The sequence below is a fragment of the Methanoculleus chikugoensis genome (genome assembly GCF_019669965.1).
Taxonomy (GTDB): domain Archaea; phylum Halobacteriota; class Methanomicrobia; order Methanomicrobiales; family Methanoculleaceae; genus Methanoculleus; species Methanoculleus chikugoensis.
The window spans coordinates 976,758-993,734 of the sequence record NZ_AP019781.1 but is presented as its reverse complement, the minus strand read 5'-3'; the positions used below and the strand labels follow the sequence as shown (position 1 = coordinate 993,734).

General features: G+C 63.2%; 19 protein-coding genes and 1 tRNA gene. 3 read left to right on the top strand and 17 right to left on the bottom strand.

Features of this window, described 5'->3' with window-relative positions; all coding sequences use genetic code 11:
- Nucleotides 1-69: 69 nt before the first annotated feature.
- Nucleotides 70-342: a HepT-like ribonuclease domain-containing protein gene (locus MchiMG62_RS05135; protein WP_244987808.1), complete on the bottom strand. Its 273-nt coding sequence runs from the start codon at nt 340-342 to the stop codon at nt 70-72.
- A gap of 68 nt (nt 343-410) precedes the next feature.
- On the bottom strand, nt 411-704 hold the full coding sequence (locus MchiMG62_RS05130; RefSeq protein WP_054847796.1) for a nucleotidyltransferase family protein: 294 nt from the start codon (nt 702-704) through the stop codon (nt 411-413).
- 104 nt (nt 705-808) lie between these two features.
- On the opposite strand from MchiMG62_RS05130, the gene MchiMG62_RS05125 reads away from it, so the two are divergent.
- Complete coding sequence (locus MchiMG62_RS05125) at nt 809-1,195, top strand: HTH domain-containing protein (RefSeq protein WP_244987807.1); 387 nt, start codon at nt 809-811, stop codon at nt 1,193-1,195.
- A 264-nt stretch (nt 1,196-1,459) separates the two neighbouring features.
- Here the strand turns inward: MchiMG62_RS05125 and MchiMG62_RS05120 are convergent, their stop codons facing one another.
- From MchiMG62_RS05120 to MchiMG62_RS05105, 4 genes are all read right to left on the bottom strand, one after another.
- A complete protein-coding gene (locus MchiMG62_RS05120; RefSeq protein WP_221058172.1) occupies nt 1,460-1,843 on the bottom strand; it encodes a hypothetical protein in 384 nt (127 codons plus the stop codon).
- 245 nt (nt 1,844-2,088) lie between these two features.
- The gene (locus MchiMG62_RS05115; RefSeq protein WP_221058171.1) at nt 2,089-3,414 is read right to left on the bottom strand and encodes a M48 family metalloprotease; all 1,326 of its coding nucleotides are present in this window, start codon (nt 3,412-3,414) and stop codon (nt 2,089-2,091) included.
- Nucleotides 3,411-3,953, bottom strand: a complete 543-nt coding sequence (locus MchiMG62_RS05110; RefSeq protein WP_221058170.1) for a hypothetical protein — start codon at nt 3,951-3,953, stop codon at nt 3,411-3,413. The genes MchiMG62_RS05115 and MchiMG62_RS05110 overlap by 4 nt, the downstream gene beginning before the upstream one ends.
- 192 nt (nt 3,954-4,145) lie before the next feature.
- A tRNA-Leu gene (locus MchiMG62_RS05105) sits at nt 4,146-4,230 on the bottom strand.
- A 149-nt stretch (nt 4,231-4,379) separates the two neighbouring features.
- Between MchiMG62_RS05105 and MchiMG62_RS05100 the strand changes: the two genes are divergently transcribed.
- Both MchiMG62_RS05100 and MchiMG62_RS05095 read left to right on the top strand, forming a co-directional pair.
- Nucleotides 4,380-4,841 (top strand): cupin domain-containing protein, encoded by a 462-nt coding sequence (locus MchiMG62_RS05100; protein WP_221058169.1) that lies wholly within the window; start codon nt 4,380-4,382, stop codon nt 4,839-4,841.
- Between the two features lie 143 nt (nt 4,842-4,984).
- The gene (locus MchiMG62_RS05095; RefSeq protein WP_221058168.1) at nt 4,985-5,656 is read left to right on the top strand and encodes a hypothetical protein; all 672 of its coding nucleotides are present in this window, start codon (nt 4,985-4,987) and stop codon (nt 5,654-5,656) included.
- 60 nt (nt 5,657-5,716) lie between these two features.
- Here MchiMG62_RS05095 and MchiMG62_RS05090 read toward each other — a convergent pair whose 3' ends face one another.
- The 11 genes from MchiMG62_RS05090 to argH all read right to left on the bottom strand — a co-directional run bounded on the left by MchiMG62_RS05090 (nt 5,717) and on the right by argH (nt 16,673).
- Nucleotides 5,717-6,463, bottom strand: a complete 747-nt coding sequence (locus tag MchiMG62_RS05090; protein ID WP_221058167.1) for a tetratricopeptide repeat protein — start codon at nt 6,461-6,463, stop codon at nt 5,717-5,719.
- A gap of 47 nt (nt 6,464-6,510) precedes the next feature.
- On the bottom strand, nt 6,511-7,689 hold the full coding sequence (locus tag MchiMG62_RS05085; protein ID WP_221058166.1) for an aminotransferase-like domain-containing protein: 1,179 nt from the start codon (nt 7,687-7,689) through the stop codon (nt 6,511-6,513).
- A 43-nt stretch (nt 7,690-7,732) separates the two neighbouring features.
- Entirely contained in the window at nt 7,733-9,472 is a 1,740-nt protein-coding gene (locus MchiMG62_RS05080; protein ID WP_221058165.1) for a DUF2070 family protein, read from the bottom strand.
- Between the two features lie 80 nt (nt 9,473-9,552).
- The gene (locus tag MchiMG62_RS05075; protein ID WP_221058164.1) at nt 9,553-10,443 is read right to left on the bottom strand and encodes a carbohydrate kinase family protein; all 891 of its coding nucleotides are present in this window, start codon (nt 10,441-10,443) and stop codon (nt 9,553-9,555) included.
- The gene (locus MchiMG62_RS05070; protein ID WP_074369394.1) at nt 10,440-10,778 is read right to left on the bottom strand and encodes a DUF555 domain-containing protein; all 339 of its coding nucleotides are present in this window, start codon (nt 10,776-10,778) and stop codon (nt 10,440-10,442) included. Before MchiMG62_RS05070 ends, MchiMG62_RS05075 begins: the two co-directional genes overlap by 4 nt.
- 24 nt (nt 10,779-10,802) lie before the next feature.
- The gene (locus MchiMG62_RS05065; RefSeq protein WP_221058163.1) at nt 10,803-11,330 is read right to left on the bottom strand and encodes a nitroreductase family protein; all 528 of its coding nucleotides are present in this window, start codon (nt 11,328-11,330) and stop codon (nt 10,803-10,805) included.
- Nucleotides 11,317-11,673, bottom strand: a complete 357-nt coding sequence (locus tag MchiMG62_RS05060) for a hypothetical protein (RefSeq protein ID WP_221058162.1) — start codon at nt 11,671-11,673, stop codon at nt 11,317-11,319. Before MchiMG62_RS05060 ends, MchiMG62_RS05065 begins: the two co-directional genes overlap by 14 nt.
- A gap of 56 nt (nt 11,674-11,729) precedes the next feature.
- A complete protein-coding gene (locus MchiMG62_RS05055; protein WP_221058161.1) occupies nt 11,730-12,035 on the bottom strand; it encodes a DUF5350 domain-containing protein in 306 nt (101 codons plus the stop codon).
- A gap of 74 nt (nt 12,036-12,109) precedes the next feature.
- Entirely contained in the window at nt 12,110-13,966 is a 1,857-nt protein-coding gene (gene gatE / locus MchiMG62_RS05050; RefSeq protein ID WP_221058654.1) for a Glu-tRNA(Gln) amidotransferase subunit GatE, read from the bottom strand.
- Nucleotides 13,966-15,195, bottom strand: coding sequence for a Glu-tRNA(Gln) amidotransferase subunit GatD (gatD, locus tag MchiMG62_RS05045; protein WP_221058160.1), 1,230 nt, complete (start codon nt 15,193-15,195; stop codon nt 13,966-13,968). The genes gatE and gatD overlap by 1 nt, the downstream gene beginning before the upstream one ends.
- Nucleotides 15,195-16,673, bottom strand: coding sequence for an argininosuccinate lyase (gene argH, locus MchiMG62_RS05040; RefSeq protein ID WP_221058159.1), 1,479 nt, complete (start codon nt 16,671-16,673; stop codon nt 15,195-15,197). The genes gatD and argH overlap by 1 nt, the downstream gene beginning before the upstream one ends.
- Between the last annotated feature and the right edge of the window lie 304 nt (nt 16,674-16,977).

The window sequence follows — 16,977 nt, the reverse complement described above, 5'->3', positions numbered from 1 at the left end:
CCCGGGGTTCGGAATGCGGCGGTGAACGGCTATCGCGTCATCCGCGTGTCAGGCAGCGCCATCCCGAAGTTACCGCCCGCGCTCCTGCTCGAGGATGCGGCGGATCTCCTGCCGGAGCTCCGGAACGCGATTGACGACAGTCCGCCAGACAAGCTGCGTGTCGACACCGAAATACGTGTGAATCAGTTTGTCCCGCATCCCCGCCATCTCACGCCAGGGAACGGCGGGATACTTCTCCCGGACGGGCAGCGGAATCTTTTTTGCCGCTTCGCCGATGATCTCGAACTTCCTGATGACGGCGCTCTGAGTCCTGTCGTCATGCAGGAACTGATCATAGGTCATGCCAACGGTAAACTCCTCAATCCTCTCAAGCGCAGCAGCAAGGTCCGAGAGATAGAGAGTATGCGATCTCATGCGACGAGGAGGTCCCGGGTGACCGATCTCCGGATCTCCGGGCGAAGTGCCGCCTTCGGCACGACGTCCACGCCGGACCCGAGTTTTTCTTCGAGGTACTGTGACAGCCCGACAAAATCGAAGAGATCCGCACCGGAACCGAACTCGACGAGTACGTCGATATCGCTGCCCTCCCCCTGTTCTTCACGGGCATATGATCCGAAGAGGGCGATGCTCTCGACGTGATATCGCTCTCTGAGTTCGGCCTTCAGGGAGCGAAGGACCTCGAGGACTTCGGTGCGGGTTTTCATGTGCGCAACGCTCCTGCTGTATGTCCTCTTACGCTCGCGGATTGCTTTAATCTATTGTTCTTCGTGGGAGCATCAGCCCCAGCCACCTCCCGAACAACCTGACGGTGGAAAAGATTCGGGCCGGCAACTCCAATATCAGGAACCCGATCCTTGCATCGTACGTCGCAAAGGGACTGCTACTGTACCGCGGCCTTGGCTCCGGTATCAAGCGGGCACTCGAAGACTGGCCCGAGATCGACTTTACCGACGACCGGGACGGTTGCCTCTTTACCGTCACGGTTAACCGAAAGGAAGAGGAGCGTTCGGAGAAAAGTTCGGAGAAAATCCTCGTGCTTCTGAAGGCCGAACCCCGGCTAGCCGCCAGAGAGATCGCAGAGAGGCTGGAAATCACGCAAAGAGCGGTTGAAAAGCAGATCGCCAACCTTCGTGAAGATGGTCGGCTCCGTCGCATCGGTTCTGCCCGAGGCGGTCACTGGGAGGTTCGGGAATGATCTTCACCGAAGCATGCTTCATCCCCAGGACAGTGAGCTGCCGACATGATCGAGGGAGACCGGCTCCGTGAGGAGGTGTTGCCCGGGCTACCTGAACCTGCTCATGATATGGGAATGAACAAAAGAACAGACTACCGTCCAAAACGAGGACAGTAGCGAGTATAACAGGTACACATATTGCACAATCTCATAAGTGGTTTTCGGTGCTCAACAGATCCAGAACAGGGCGGTTATAGATTAGCGAAAATTTAGACGCTCTCCCCGTCACTGCGCCGCCTTCTTCTCCTGCACCGGGGGGTCCTTGATCGTAACGTCGACCGACTTCGCGTTCTTCCCGCGAACCTCCACCTTGTAGGTGCCCGCTGCCGGGAACTTGTGCGCGAAGAACGTGTAGGTCTGCGGGCCGCCGGCAGAGAGATCCTGTTTCTTGCCGACCAGCTCGCCGTTGATCCACAGCTGCGCCTTGAAGTGCGTGTCCCAGTCCGAAGACGGAACTCCTTCGTTGTCGAACCAGTAGCCGATGCTCACCGAGACGTTCGGGAAGAAATACACGTTGCCCTTCTCGTCGCGGCCGCCGCCCGTGCTGCCGCTGACCGTGGCAGTCGCTTCTACGGAGTTGATGGTTGCATCACGGAATGTGGGAGACATGGCGGCACATTAATAAAAGTAGCATAATAAATTTCGTATGCATCGCGTTACCTGGTCAGACTCGCCGGAGACGTGTGCGGGACCGCTTTGGCGTCGACCGGATCCCATGAGGACGCCGGGTATTTGGAGATCCACAGTCAGCAATTCAGAATGCGAGGAATATGCAAAATTCGGGTTAGTGTTGATCTAAGGATGGGGCCGTATCTGAGGCTGTTGTGGGCGAGTTATGAAAGCCAGAAGTACCGTCACGTGAGTAAAGTGCCCATTAAGAGTACGGCTAGAATGAACGTAATTATCCCACCCGTAAGATGCGCTCTTTTCCACCGGAGAAGATCACTGTCGTCCGACGACAACCCATGCAGAAATTTCACGACGGAAGGCCACAGCAGGATGCTGATGCCGACGAAGAAAAGCGACGCTGCAGTGATGACGGTCACTCTCGGAAGAATACCCGCTGTGGTGGAAAGCGACACCTGGTTAGTCAAGAGAACCGACAGATCGAAAGAGGCGTAGTACAGGACTGTAAAAAGCATAGATATGACCATAGCAGCCGGGAATGTTAAAATGAGCAGTAACATGTGGATGAAAGGCGAAGAGACATGTTGTAGTATAAACAACCGGAGCCTTGTAGGAGGATGTGTCGCACGTGCAAGGAGCCATCTCCATCGGGAAACCGGCATGGAATGCAAACTTAACGCTCTGACAAGAGGTGCTGGCGCTCCCTGGTACCGGGCTGCAATACAGTCGGCTGCCAGTTCTGAGTACCAGAGGGCTGCCAGCGGCAGGAAGATAATACTCGCAACCCACATCAGGCTTGTCAGCAGCATGAAGAATAGAGACGGGAGAGTCAGGAACAGAACCTGTTCAAATTTATAGGTGATAATTTCCCCGGGAGGCATCAGTCCGGAGAGTTCGGTGAAGAGCAGATACGACGTCATAAGCCATACGATGATGACCGAGACAACGACTGTAACAACAAAGAGGACGGGCCAGAAGTTGAACAGGATTCGGAAACCGCTTCCTGCACCGATGATCAGGGTGTCACCGTTTCGGACATGGGCGATCTCATGAAGGAGGACTCCCCGCGCACCCTCGTTATCCGATTTCCAGAGTTTCACCACACCCCCCATGAGTCCCATACCCGCCTTCCGAAAACCAACAGGATATATGAAAGCGACCTGATCTCCGCGTAACGGGTTGTTCGATATGGATACATCGGGCAGGTAGTTCCGGATAAACGCGGAGATCTCCAGGAGGGTTGCGATCTGAACGTCGTCCGTGAGGCCATACTTCCGCCGTACGTACGATCGCCTGATAGACGGAGCCGCAAGAGAGAGAACGCCGATAATTATTATCAGCAGCGGGAACAACTCAACGAAATTTGCCATCCGCAAAAGAAATCCAAATGGAAGGATATCTTCTCCCGGGAGAGGTGTCGTTGAAAAAACGTCAGAAAGCAGTATCTGGAGGAAAGTCAGGTTGAAAGGGAGAGTCACTACAAAGATTATGAGCCATATCCAGAGATAAGGGGGGAGAGAGTACAGTTTCCCTTCCTCGGGAATAGTATTCATACACTCCTCTGAAGGTGCCCAATAACTTCGATGGTCCCGTCGGGCCGTTCCAAAAGTGCGCGGATTATCCGATATGCAATGCAGTCACGCTCTTCATCCGGAAGAGGGACGTTTTTTAGTTGTTCGTCGAGGATGGATACTACCTGTCTGATCGAGTAAACCGGTTCTTGCACCCGATCTCCACCCTGCTGAAGTTCGGGCCCGACAAAGGATTCTTTTGCCCTGTCGTGTAGCGAGAGGATATTGCAGACCGTCGTCAAGGTATTGTTTATTGATGCCGTCGAATCCAGGAGTTTGAGAATGTATGGAACTGCGGCAAAAATTCCCGCAAGAATGTGGGGAAGAAGAAAGACTATTCCCCCAGGCACAAACGAACCTTCAGGGGCGTCATCCATTTTGAAGAGTGCCTCCCGCCGCTTTCCTCCGGCGATATAGGCACTGACAAGCAACGGGGCAAAATCAGATTCGTCGGGTATCACATTCTCGGCGAGATAAATAGACCACAGTTGAAGTGACGGCGACAGCTGTTCAGGCACCATACCCTTCTCACCCATCTCCAGCGGGGCACTAGAATACATGTGAACATATAATATTATGGAATAAAAGATAAGGCAATGACTTTACGGTGAAAAAGCGCAGGAAAGTACCTTGTCTGGCCGGAAATCACTTTGTTTGCCCCGGCCACCTCTCGAACAACCAGAATATGCAGAGATATAACCCAAATTCCAGAATGCGAGGGGTGGGATTCGAACCCACGGACCCCTGCGGGAGTGGATCTTAAGTCCACCGCCTTTGGCCGGGCTTGGCTACCCTCGCTCGAAAAGTGCCATTACCTATTCTCCACCGCATGTATTAAGTCCAGCGCCCGCACCCCGCCGGGGAAAAACCCGCTTCGGCAACCGTTCTCCAGGGCAACTCCCGGCCCCAAAGGTATTTGAGGACGGGCCCGAATGGTGGGAACTACCATGGAGAGAGACCGTAACCCGGACAGTCCCGAAGTGCCCTACTGGCACGTCTGGACCGACGAGAACGGCGTGAGCCGGCAGGACCGTTGCCGGATGAGCGACTTTGAATTTGCAAGCGTATCGAGCGGTGCCGCCCCGTCGTGGATCGGGAGACCCGGCGACCCGGCCCGCCGCGTCGTCATCCTCGTCCTCCCCGCGGGCTGGGTGGGCGAGTGGCACGAGAACCCGGAGCCGCAGTGGATCGTGCCGCTCTCGGGGCACTGGTTCGTCGAGACGATGGACAGCACCCGCGTGGAGATGGGGCCGGGGGAACTCTCGTTCGGGAACGACCAGAACACCCGGCCCGACGAAGAGGGGCGCAGGGGCCACCGGTCGGGGACGGTGGGCGACGAGGACGCGGTGCTGATGCTCGTCCAGGTGAAGAGGAGCCCCGTCCCCGGTAAGCCCTGCCGGCAGGAATAGCAAGACCGGATAGGGGAGGCACAGATCTGTCTACTGAACTTCACGTTCTTCGCGGCTTCGCGTGAGATAATTGGGTTGAGCACCGAAACAGCCTCACGCGAAGGACGCGAAGACGCGAAAGGGATACGAACCCGGAGAAAACAATGACGGGCACCAGGATCCATCTATCGGCGCTCTCGCTCGCGGTTGCAGGCGCCTGCTTCTTCGCGTATCCCGCGATCCGACCGTACACCGACGAAGCGTCCCTCGCCGGCGCCGGGGCATTCGCCTCCCCCGCCTGGCTCCTCTCGCACACGCTCGCCATGGTGGGGTTCATCCTGCTCGTGCTCGGATTGCTCGGCCTCTACGGTGCCCTGCGCGAGACAAAGGCCGAACCCCAGGGCATCGCGGCGCTCGTCCTGACCTGGACCGGCGTCGGGCTGGTCCTCCCCTATTACGGGGCCGAAACGTTTGCACTCGCCGCCGTGGGCCGGGAGGCGATCGAGCAGAACAGCGTCGATCTTCTGGTAACGCTCACGGACGCGATCCGGTTCGGGGAAGGCGTCTGGTTCTTCGCGGCCGGCCTCCTCGCTCTTGCGGCAGGCAGCATCCTCTTCGCAGCCGCGATCTGGCGCTCGGGCATCCTCCCCCGGTGGAGCGGCATCCCGCTCGCGCTCGGTTTTGCACTCTTCCTCCCGCAGTTCTTCACGCCCCCGCCGGCCCGTATCGCCCACGGGCTGCTCGTCATGATCGGGTGCTGGCTCGTGGCGTGGAGTATGGTGAACGCCAAAACAGGAGAAAGGGAAGACCGGGCCGGGTCAGACGGATCGCGATAGAGGAGTTGCGTTACGGCGATCCGTTTACCCGGCGGAGGCGTTCCGGGCACGACGCACGGGTCAACGCCGCCGGAGAGACCACGCACCAACCGCAAGCAGGCCGGCGACTGCGATCAAACTCCCGACCGGCACCGCCGTCGGAGGAGTAGCAGCCTGCATCGCCGCCGCCAGGTCCTCGCGGGCGTCCGGCATATCCGGCCAGGGAAGGCTGTAGTCAGGGTCGAGCGTGAGCGAGCGGTTCAGGGCCGCGGCCGCCTCCGCGGCGCTGCCGGCGGCAAGGAGGACCTCACCCCGGACGTGCCAGAGGTGGGCGCTCTCCGGAGCGAGGGCGAGTGCCCGGTCGATGGCCGACTCTGCGCCGGCAAGGTCGTCCATCCCGGCGAGCGCCATCGCCTTCATGCCCCAGGACGTGGCGTCTGCAGGGTCGAGGAGGAGCGCGGCCTCCGCGTCGGCGAGCGCGGCGGAATAGTTCCCCATCGCGAGGTACGCATACCCGCGGTTCGTGTAGCGGACGGGTTTTGGGTCGAGGGCGATCGCCTTGCTCACCACGGCCGCCGCCTCCGGGTAGCGCCCGAGTTTGCGCAGGGCGTATCCCTCCATGCAGAGGAGGGCGGCGTTCCCGGGCTCGTCGACAAGCCCCTCGCCGGTCGCGATGAGGACCCCGTCCCAGTCCTCCTCCGCGACGGCGGCCGAGGCCCGGGCGTCGGGGTCGGCCGCGGCGAGGCAGCAGCCGGGGACGACGAGCAGGAAGATGAGGAGAGCGGTGCAGAACCGGAAGTAGCCCGGATGCGAGGAGAAGGAGGTCATTGAAGAGTACAGGACTCTCGCTGCCGTTAAATATTGTGAAACAGAGATCAGGCCAGCCGCCGCACCACCCTCGCCAGCCGGTGGATCCCCTCCGCGATCTCCTCCTCGCCGGCCGCAGAGAAGTTCAGCCGGATCGTATCCTCCCCGCCGCCGTCGACGTAGAACGGAACCCCGGGAAGGACCGCGACGCCCTCTTTGACGCCCTCACGGAAGACCTCCATCGACGAGACGCCGTCCGGCAGGGCCGCCGTCATGAACATCCCGCCCTCGGGGTTCGTATGGGTCGTCCCCGGCGGCATCAGGTCGTCGAGGAGGTCGCACATCAGCCGGCAGTTTGCGCCGTAGACCGCCGCAACGCGGGCGACGTGGGCATCGAGATCGTGCGTCGAAAGGTAGCGGTGCAGGATCACCTGGCAGAGGAAGTTCGAGTGGAGGTCGGCCGCCTGCTTCGCGACGTTGAACTCACGAAGGACCGGTACCGGCGCATATATCCAGCCGATCCGCATCCCGGGTGCGACAATCTTCGAGAACGACCCCGAGATCACCGTCTGCTCCGGGAGGTAGCGCTTCACCGGCGGCCGCGGTTTCCCGTCGAAGAAGAGCTCCCCAAAGGCGTCGTCCTCGTAGAAGACCGTATCCGTTCCTTCGAGGATCTCCGCGACCGCCCGACGCTTCCCTTCCGAGTAGGTCGTCCCCGACGGATTCTGCGAGTTCGGGATGCCGTAGAAGAACTTCGGCGCGTGGTCGTGGACGAGCGACGCAAACGCCGCGAGGTCCGGGCCGTCCTCCTCCAGGGGAACCGAATGAACGACAGGTTCGTAGAGGGAGAAGGCCTCGATCGCGCCGAGGTAGCCCGGCCGCTCCATCCCGACGGCGTCCCCCGGGTCGAGGAAGATCTTCGCGACCAGGTCGAGGCACTGCTGCGAGCCGTTCACGATCTGGATCTCCTCGGGCGTCGCCGGGAGGCCGAGCCTTCTTTGGTAACGGTCGGCGATGAACTCCCGGAGGGGGGGGTAGCCGTCCGTCGTCGTGTACTGGAGCGCCGTCCGCCCCTCTTCGGCAAAGACCTCGCGGGCCGCCTCCCGGATCCCCTCGACGTCGATGTAGGCCGAGCCCGGCAGGCCTCCTGCAAACGATATCACCCCGGGCACCGCCGAGACACGGAAGAGCTCTTCGAGGAACGACTCCGGGGCACACCCCATCCGACCAGCGAACCGGTAGTTCATGATAGGGGTTGGGCGTGCAAAAAGAAAAAGGGCGTTCCCGCCCCTACTGGAGCGCGATATAGGCGATGACCGAGAGCAGGAACGCGAGGATGAGGATCATCAGGCTCAGCGGGGCGATGAACACGAGCATCGCGTTCACGGTGCTCGCGAGCTGCGAGACCCGCTGCGACCCGAAGACGACAACCCCCTCGCACGAGGCCGTCGCCGCCCCCACGCGGGCCAGCGCGAGATCGGCGATCGCTTCGCGGACTGCCTGCTCGATGTAGGGGACGATCGCCTTCGCCGGCACCACGTAGCCGACCGGGTTCTTCCCGGTGATCGTGTTCACCGTGTGCGTATCGGTCGTCATGATCTCCGCCTCGTCGACGTCTTCGAGCGCCACGGCCCGCAGTTGCTCCCGGACGCCCGGGGCCATGTTGTTCCCGTCGATCAGGACGTAGGCCGCCCGCTTCCCCTCGACCTCCGTCACCAGCGCCTGCACCCCGAGCGACCCGAACCCCTGCTCGCGGGTGAACGGAACCCGGACATGCGAGACACCGATCGCGAGCGGCTCCGCCGGGAGGTCCCGTGCAGCCCGGAATCCCTCGCGTGCGGCGGCGATGTACTCCGTCGCGATCCGCGTCGCCGGGAGGACCGGGGAGCCCACGCTGGTCATGCAGTTGTGAGCGTCCACGAACGCGACCTCCGAGAAGGCGCACCGCCCTTCGGCCATGATCGCCATCCCGACCGAGTAGTCGAGATCCTCCGTCCGCTCCGGTGACCGGGTGCTCACCATCAGGAGAGCGTCCCCGAACCGCTGGCAGAGGATCGAGACCGAGCCCGATTCGACCCGGACGGGACGGCTCGCGACGGCGGAGAAGGCGAGCCCTTCACGGGACGCCTCAACGGCGCGAGCGATCTTCTCGATCTCGCTCTCCGAGACCAGGTTGAAATCGTGGGTGGCGCAGCCGTGGGCGACGAGCGTCTCCTCGGGGAACGTATCGTGGAGGATCCGGGGGAGGTTCCCGCCGCCGACGTCCCCCATCGGGCCGGGGTGGACGTTCGGGACGGTGAAGAGGACGTCTTTTCCGGCGTCGCGGGAGAAGAAGAGCGAGATCTGGGGCACATAGACCTCCTCGCCGATCTCGCGGAAGAAGTCCTCCATGTTCTTCGACCCGTCGGTCAGGTGGGCGATGAAGGTGTTGAGGAAATTGAGCCCGCTGATCTGGAACGCCCGCTTCAGCGGCCGCTCGATCAGCCAGATCAGAAAGATGAAGACCAGCCCGAAGACCGCCTGGAGCAGGAGGGCATAGGGGACGAACCCGGGGGTGAAGAACCAGGTTCCGACCGCTATGGCGGCTGCGCTCTGGGTGAACGCGGGGAGGACCATCCGGCTGATCCGGTAGTCGGCAACGGCCGCGAGAACCAGCAGCCGGAGGCCGAAGGCCAGGCCGAACGCGACCGCATAAAGCATGGGAAAGAGAGCACGACCAAAGACAAGCACCGGGGAAAGGCTCAGGATCACCGCAAGAACCGTGCAGGCCAGGGCGAGGAGCGCCGACCGGTTCCAGGTGATGTAGCCGCCGAAGACCCGCACCAGCGGCACCGTCAGCAGGAAAGCGACCAGTGCCGGGACCGAGAACCCGAGGGTGCCGATCAGGAACAACTCGTCCCCCACCCGGTAGGTGGCAGCATCGATGACGAAACCAAGCACAACGATGAGTGCAAGCGACCGCGGCCAGGATGGAGCGGAGAAGATGTAGCGGGTGAGCCGCTCGACACGCACGTCGGGGCCGGACTCCATCAGGCGCCTCCGGGTATCCTCGGGCCGGAAACGGCGGCCGGCAGAGAGATGCCGGCCATTAGCGCTGTATTTCCCATAATTCAGATGATAATTTCGCCGGGCTCGCCAAAGACTTTCCGGTACCGCGCAAGCATCCGCTCCCAGTCGGGGAGGTTCGTCTGGGTGCCCGGCCGCTCGACGACGAAGGAAGAGACCACCGCCCCCGCGCGGCAGCAGTCGAGCGGGGCGTAGCCCTTCCGGAACGCCGTGAGGAACCCGGCACGGTAGCCGTCACCGGCACCGGTGGGGTCGACGGCCTCGACGGTGACGGCCGGAACGTGGTACTCCTCGCCGTCCATGCAGAGGATGCTCCCCTCCGCCCCCCGGGTCGTGACCGTCATCGGGATCGACGCGACGAGTGCGGTCCGCTCCAGCCCCAGCATCTCGCACATCCGGTCCATCTCGTGGTTGTTCGAGAAGAGGATATCGATGTTCGCGAGGATGATCTCGAGCTGATCGGGGGTGTAGCAGAGGAGATCCTGCCCCGGGTCGAAGGAGGCGAACCTGCTCTTCTGGGCCACCCGGACGTTGAAGTCGGGATCGGCCGTCGCCATGTGGACGAAGTCGAGAGCGGGAGCCTCCGCACGGGAGAACGCGGCGGAAGCGCCCCACTCGAAGAAGGTCTCCTGGTCGCCGTCGTCGTCCGTGAAGACGTACGCGGTCGCGGTCCGGGCATCCTTCACCTGGGTGAAGTCCTGCACGATCTCGAGACCGTGCAGCCACCGGTCGTAGTCGCTCCCCGGGAAGTCGCCGCCGACCGTGGAGACCAGCCGGCACCGCTCCCCGAGCATCGCAATCCCGGCCGCGATGTTCGCCGCCCCGCCGCCGAAGTAGACCTCGTGACCGGTGATGTAGGTCGAGTTATGCCGCCCGGGGAGTTTCGGCACCCGGAAGAGGTGGTCGATGGCGGTATGCCCGACGACGGAGATCATAACTCCTGCACTTCCTGGACCTTCAGCGGCACGTCGTGCAGCGCCTTCCCGACGACCGACTTCGCTATCCTTGCCGCGTGCTCTTCGGACTCCGCACGGAAGACCTTCATCTGCAGCACGAGCCCGACGAGGGCGGTGCCGGCGACCACGAGCGCGGTGTTCAACTCCCCCTCGCAGAAGGGGCAGGCGATCATCCCCGCCTCGATCTCCACGAACTTCGCCGAGGGGTTGAGCCGCTTCCCGGCCTCGCTGATCGCGATGCTCACGGCGTCGTCCATAGACTTGACATCTTTAATTATCCACGCTGATTCAAGCGTAACCAAATAATCCGACATTATTCTCTCCGAGAATGTTTGATCCTACCAGGTCTCGCGGTGCACGTGCTCGTCCACCGGCATCCGCTCCATAGGTTCGAGCGGCGGCCTCCCCTTCCCGACCGCGAGAAGCGCGACGGGGCGGATATGCTGCGGAAGGCCGAGAAGATCGCGAACCTCGCTCTCCTCGAACGCCCCCGTCCAGCACGAGTGCAGGTCCCGGGCGTGGGCGGCGAGCATCATGTAGGTGCAGGCGATCGTGGCGTCCTCGAGCGCGTAGAGGATCCCCCGCTCCCCGTAGTGCGACATCGACCGGACGTAGTTCGCACAGACCACGAAGACCGCCGGGGCTTCACGGATGTGCACCTGCTCCAGGGCCGCCGACGCGAGTTCCAGCCTGACATCGTCGTCGGTGACGATGACGACATCCCATGCCTCGCGGTTGCCGGCGCTCGGCGCCGTACTCGCGCAGGCGAGGATGTAGTCGATATCCTCCGGATCGAGCGGCTCCCCGGAGTATTCCCGGACAGAAGACCGTGCTCTCAGGAAACGGAGGAGATCAGAGGAGTTCATGCTCGTTGAGCGTCTCCCATGCGGCCTGGGCTGCGGTCGTGGCGGCGCTGACGGCCCTCCCTATCCGCTCCGACGCGGCCCCGAGATCCATACTCTCCGTCAGGCTGATCGCCTCGTTGAGGTGATCGATGGCCTTCTTAAACTCGGAAAGTCCCGTATCGCCATACGCAAAATCGAGTTCCGAGCGGATCGACTGGAGCACCATCACGAGCATCCGTTTTCCGCCGGGCTTCTCCGCGAGCGGAAACTGGATCAGGGCTGTCGTCAGGTGCGACCCCACAATCAGTTCGGATTTCGCCCGTTCGGCAAACTGATAGGTCTTGATGGCGGATTTGAGATCCATACCACATACTGGAACTCTCAAGTATAAAAAGTATTGAAGGAGAAGAGAGGGACGGCTTATCTCGATTTCTGCTTTGTCCCGAGAGCCGAAACCTTCGCGCGGCGTATGCCGCGGCGCACCCGCACATCCACCGTCGGGCCGCTTGCTCCCCGGCCCCGGCCACCGCGTCCGCCGCGTCCACCGCGACCGCCGCGGCGCTGGTCCTGCCCTTCCCTGCTCGCACGCTTCTGGATATCCGCTGCCGCCTTGAACCGCTGGTTCGGGCCGGGTTTCTTCACTTCGCCTTCACTTGCAGGGACGAGCCGAATCTGCCCCTTAACGCCCTTGACCTGGGCCCACTGGACACTGCCTGTCTTTCCCATGATAAAACTCCTTTATATTTATGCACGGAACCGGAGATAAAAGTAACCCGGCCGGGACGGACCCGGGCCGGGGATCAGGAGAGTAACCGCTGGAGCTCGCGTCGGAGGGTCTCGCTGATGACCTTCCCGTCGACGCTCCCGCGGAGTTCCTGCATGACGACGCCCATCAGGGGGCCGAGCGCGCCCATACCCTTCTCCCGGGCGAACGCCTCACGCTCGGCCACGATACGACTCACGATCTCCTCCACGTCCGCCTGCGAGACGGCGGGCCCCATCTTCTCGATCGCCGCGTCCACCCGCTCGCCGGGAGTCCCGGCACCTCCGGCAGTCCGCGCGAGTTCGGTGAGGAGATCGGGGATCGCCTCCTTCGCCGCCCGGCCGGCCTCGACCGCCGAGAGAAGGGCTAGGATCTCCTCCTCGCTTACCCGGGCGACCTCGACGCCGTCGCGGGCGAGTTCCCGGCAGGTGGCAAGCAGCGTCCGTGCAGCAAGGGTGGGACGGACACCGGAGGCGACCGCCTTCTCGAAGAGCGGCAGCCGCTCGGAGAACGCCACCTGCCGCGCCAGCCCTTCGTCGAGCCGGAACTCCCGGACGAACCGCTCCGCGCGGTCGGTGAGGAGTTCGGGGATATCGATGCTCTCCCAGTGCTCCTCGTCGATCGTGACCGCAAAGACGTCGGTCTCGGGGTACATCCGGGCGGCTCCCGGGAGCGGGCGCATATAGGCGGAATTCCCCTCCTCGAGCATCTTCCGGGTCTCTTCGGGGACGCCCGAGAGGCCCATCTCGGCGCGGACCATCACCTGCTCGGCGGCACACCCGGCACGCTCTCTTCCCGCCGCGACGATGACGACGCAGTCCTCCTCCGCGGCGCCGACGAACTCGCGCAGGCACGCCACCTCTTCTGCCGTGACGCCGTAGGCGGGGAGCTCGTCGGTGTGGAAGATCCCGCCGACGCCGCACTTCTTTGCGTAGTCCGACATCTCGCTTCCGAGCCGCCTGCCGGGCTGGATCTCGCGCCCAACGAGGCCCGCGAACCCACAGAGCCGGACGGCGAGGACGGCTTTCGCCTTCTTCAGGATCGAGGATTTCGTCCCGGCAAAGAGAGCGGTGACGTCGATGACGGTGTGATCGACCCGGGCGCCCCTCTCACGGAGGGCGTCCCGGATCTCAAGCAGATTGACCTGCCGCTCGACCTCGCGCCGCACCACCTCGGCGATCAGGTCGAGTTCCTGGACGCCCTTGATCTCCACCCGGGCGCCGTCGGCGATGGAGACGTTGATGTCCTGCCGGATCGTCCCGAGCCCGCGCTTCACCCTCCCCGTGGAGCGGAGGATCATCCCGATATGCCCCGCGACCTCCTGGACGGCCTCGGGGGTGCGCATGCAGGGGGCGGTGGTGATCTCGACGAGCGGGATCCCCAGGCGGTCGAGGGAGAAGGTCTCGTCCTCCACCCGCTGCGCCGCCTCCTCTTCAAGGCAGATCGTCTCGATGCGGCACCCGCCGGGAAGGGCGCCGGAGAGCGCGACGAGCGCCGTCCGCTGGAACCCGCTGGTGTTCGAGCCGTCGATGACGAGTTTCCTCATCGTGTGGACCTGCTCGACCGGGGTCATACCGAGCATCTTTGCTATCGTGAGGCAGACTTCGAGCGCCTCGGGGTTCATCGGGGTCGGGGGCTCCTCGTCGTGCTCCACCAGGCAGACCGTGTCGTAGGTGTAGTAGCAGAACTTCCGGACGAGTTTCATCTCCTCGCGCGCCGCCCGGTCGATCTCGCCAAGCTCGCTCTCCGTCGCCCGGAGGTAGCGGTGGAACTCCCCGTTTCGCTCCGAGGTCTCCCGGAGGCAGGTCGGGCACCGGCAGAAGAGCTTCTCGGCGGTATCGAGCTGCTGGTGGATCTCGATGCCGGCTTTGAGGCCGAGTTTCTCGTAGTCCATCATACCGACCTCCGCCGGATCTCGCCCGCAAGATCGGTCTGCATCAGCGTCTTCGCCCGTTCGGGGTCGGGTTCGTTTCCGAGCACCCACATCAGTTTGACGAGCGCCGCTTCAGGCAGCATATCCTCACCCTCGACGACCCCGGCGGCGAGGAGATCCCTACCTGTGTTGTAGACCCGGTCGCAGACCCGGCCGTGCAGGCACTGCGACGTCATGACGACCGTCGTCCCGTCCTCGATCATCTCCCGGAGCTTCGGGACCCACCCGGTCGCCACGTGCCCGAGCCCCGTCCCCGATATGACCAGGCCGGCGTAACCCTCGAAGACGTCGAGGACGCTGGAAGGCATCCCGGGGTAGAAGTGGATGAGGGCGCACCGCTCTTCGAGCGTATCACGGAGTTCGGGCTCCTCCGCGCCCCGCCGGACCGCCTCGTCCGAGAGGGTGACGGAGAGCGAGGGGTAGTCGACGTAGCCGAGCGGATCCATGCCTGCGCTCTGGAACGCATCGCGCCGGGAGGTGTGCATCTTACGGACTCTCGTCGCCCGGTGGATTGCGCACCGGTCGTCGTTCGTCGTCGCGTGCATCACCACCGCCACCTCGCCGAGGTTGCCGGCGGCAACGGCGGCGCTGCAGAGGGTGTTCATGGCGTTGTCGGAACTCGGGCGATCGGCAGACCGCTGCGACCCGACAAAGACGACCGGTACCGGCGTCTTGAGCATGAACCTGACCGCTGCAGCCGAGTAGGCCATCGTGTCGGTGCCGTGGGTGACGATCACCCCGGCGACGCCGGCCCGGATCTCGTCGTAGACCGCCCGGGCAAGTTCCCGCCAGAGTGTCGGCTGCATGTTCTCCGAGAGGATGCTTGCAATCTGGCAGTCGCGGTAGCGGGCGACGTCCCCGAGTTCCGGGATCGCCCGCAGGATATCGCTCGCCGAGAACTGGCTCATCACCGCGCCGGTCCGGTAGTCCACCCGGCTTGCAATCGTCCCGCCGGTGGAGATGACGGCGAGTTCCGGGAGGTCGGGGTTCTGGACGACGACCCCGGCGCCTGCCGGCGGCTGGGGGGCCGGGCGCTCGACGAACGCGATCTTCTCAAACGACGTCCCGATGTTGTAGCCGCTTTCCAGTTTGACGACGGCCATCCCGTCCCGTTCGGCGATATAGGTGCCGGTGAGCGCGGTACCGCCGTTTGCATACCGCACCAGATCTCCGGTCTCGAGTCTCTCCATTATGCTGCAAACCTCCGTGCTTCAAGGATAAGGTCTTCGAATGCGCTCGATAGTGCTGATTCCGTCTCCTCCACCCAGCCTGCGTCCCGGGCGAGGAGTTCTTTCTGCTCGTCGATCTGAACGGCAACCGCCGCGGGTGCCGGGCCGCCGACGATGTTCCGCACGGCGACGGCGTGGCGCGGGTCGAGGGCTGCATCGATCTTCTCCCGGGTTAGCCCCAGTTCCACAACCGAGAGGTCGGCAGATTCGCGAGCGGCGGCCTCGAGCGTGGCCAGGTCGAGCGACCCGTGCCTGACCGCCCGCCCGACGATCCGATGGGCGGTGCGGAAGGGGAGCCCGTACTCCCGGACGAGGACGTCGGCGAGTTCCGTCGCGGTGGAGAAGCCCCTGTCCGCCTCGGCGGCCATCCGCCCGGTATCGAAGGCCGCTGACCCGAGCATCCCGGCGAGAAGCGGGATGCTCTGCCGGGCGGCTTCGACGCCGCGCCAGAGGTGCGGGGTCAGTTCCTGGAGGTCGCGGTTGTAACTCATCGGGAGACCCTTCGTGATCGTGATCGCCGCTGTAAGTTCTCCGGCAACCGATCCGGCCTTCGCCCGCATGATCTCCGCCACGTCCGGGTTCTTCTTCTGGGGCATGATCGAGGAGGAGGAGCAGTAGGCGTCGTCGAGCCGGACGAACCCGACGAACGCCGTGCTCCAGAGGACGAGCTCCTCGCAGAGGCGGCTCGCCGTCGTCATGCAGATGGAGGCATCGGCAAGCACCTCGACGGCGAAGTCCCGTGCGGCGACCGCGTCCATGCTGTTCGGCGCCGGGCGGGCGAACCCGAGGAGCCGGGCGGTGTAGTCGCGGTCGAGGGGGAAGCCGGTCGAGGCGAACGCCGCCGAACCGAGCGGCGAGGCGTCCACCCGGGCATACGCCTCACGGAGCCGGGCCGTATCGCGGGAGAAGGCCTGCTCGTAGGCGAGGAGGTAGTGGGCGAGCGTCGTGGGCTGGGCGTGCTGGAGGTGGGTGAAGCCCGGCATCACTGTCTCCGTATGGCCGGCGGCGACGTCGAGCAGGGTCGCCCTGAGATCGGCAAGCGACCGGACGAGGGCAAGGATCTCCTCTTTCAACCGAATCCTGATGCAGGTCGCAACCTCGTCGTTCCGTGATCGCCCCATGTGGAGGCGGCCGCCGAAGTCCTCGCCGACCCGGTCGATGAGGTAGGCCTCCTTGCCCGCGTGGATGTCCTCGAACCGCTCGTCGAACGCCTCCTCCGGGAGGCCGTGGTCGTAGAGATCGAGGAGCGCCGCCATCAGCGCACGTGCCGGGGTCTCGTCGATGATCTCCTGCCGCGAGAGGCCGAGGAGGTGCGCCATATCCACGAGGAGGTCCGCCCTTGCGATCCACCGGTCGGCGTCCATCGATGCAAGAAAATGCTCGAGATCGCCCGACCGCTCGCCGGCGAGACGGCCCTGCCGAATCTGATCCGAACGCATTATATCAACAGTCCTGTCTGTATCGTTTGACCCCTGGAGAGATTAAAACCACGCCCGGGGCTGGGGAGGAGGAGTGAGAGAGGAGAGGAACATGTGTCCGCCCGGCGGATAGAGATCGAGGTCGTTTTAAAAAGAGATCTCAAGATGGGCAGATTCGATCCCTCCTCGAAGATATGCAGCAAATGTGGTATCTCAAGCCGGATCTCTGAGAGAAAATGAGTCCGTCCTGACTGTGGCGCTCATCATGAGCGCGACATCAACGCGGCGATCACCGTTAAGAAATTCGCCCTGCAAGGTCGGGGTA

Coding starts and splice junctions, on each gene's coding strand:
- MchiMG62_RS05075 (WP_221058164.1), bottom strand. CDS start 10,443: ATGATCTCCGTCGTCGGGCATACCGCCATCGACCACCTCTTCCGGGTG.
- MchiMG62_RS05135 (WP_244987808.1), bottom strand. CDS start 342: ATGACCTATGATCAGTTCCTGCATGACGACAGGACTCAGAGCGCCGTC.
- MchiMG62_RS05110 (WP_221058170.1), bottom strand. CDS start 3,953: ATGGTGCCTGAACAGCTGTCGCCGTCACTTCAACTGTGGTCTATTTAT.
- MchiMG62_RS05055 (WP_221058161.1), bottom strand. CDS start 12,035: ATGGGAAAGACAGGCAGTGTCCAGTGGGCCCAGGTCAAGGGCGTTAAG.
- MchiMG62_RS05095 (WP_221058168.1), top strand. CDS start 4,985: ATGACGGGCACCAGGATCCATCTATCGGCGCTCTCGCTCGCGGTTGCA.
- MchiMG62_RS05130 (WP_054847796.1), bottom strand. CDS start 704: ATGAAAACCCGCACCGAAGTCCTCGAGGTCCTTCGCTCCCTGAAGGCC.
- MchiMG62_RS05115 (WP_221058171.1), bottom strand. CDS start 3,414: ATGAATACTATTCCCGAGGAAGGGAAACTGTACTCTCTCCCCCCTTAT.
- MchiMG62_RS05065 (WP_221058163.1), bottom strand. CDS start 11,330: ATGAACTCCTCTGATCTCCTCCGTTTCCTGAGAGCACGGTCTTCTGTC.
- MchiMG62_RS05120 (WP_221058172.1), bottom strand. CDS start 1,843: ATGTCTCCCACATTCCGTGATGCAACCATCAACTCCGTAGAAGCGACT.
- MchiMG62_RS05090 (WP_221058167.1), bottom strand. CDS start 6,463: ATGACCTCCTTCTCCTCGCATCCGGGCTACTTCCGGTTCTGCACCGCT.
- argH (WP_221058159.1), bottom strand. CDS start 16,673: ATGCGTTCGGATCAGATTCGGCAGGGCCGTCTCGCCGGCGAGCGGTCG.
- MchiMG62_RS05060 (WP_221058162.1), bottom strand. CDS start 11,673: ATGGATCTCAAATCCGCCATCAAGACCTATCAGTTTGCCGAACGGGCG.
- gatE (WP_221058654.1), bottom strand. CDS start 13,966: ATGGACTACGAGAAACTCGGCCTCAAAGCCGGCATCGAGATCCACCAG.
- gatD (WP_221058160.1), bottom strand. CDS start 15,195: ATGGAGAGACTCGAGACCGGAGATCTGGTGCGGTATGCAAACGGCGGT.
- MchiMG62_RS05085 (WP_221058166.1), bottom strand. CDS start 7,689: ATGAACTACCGGTTCGCTGGTCGGATGGGGTGTGCCCCGGAGTCGTTC.
- MchiMG62_RS05070 (WP_074369394.1), bottom strand. CDS start 10,778: ATGTCGGATTATTTGGTTACGCTTGAATCAGCGTGGATAATTAAAGAT.
- MchiMG62_RS05100 (WP_221058169.1), top strand. CDS start 4,380: ATGGAGAGAGACCGTAACCCGGACAGTCCCGAAGTGCCCTACTGGCAC.
- MchiMG62_RS05080 (WP_221058165.1), bottom strand. CDS start 9,472: ATGGAGTCCGGCCCCGACGTGCGTGTCGAGCGGCTCACCCGCTACATC.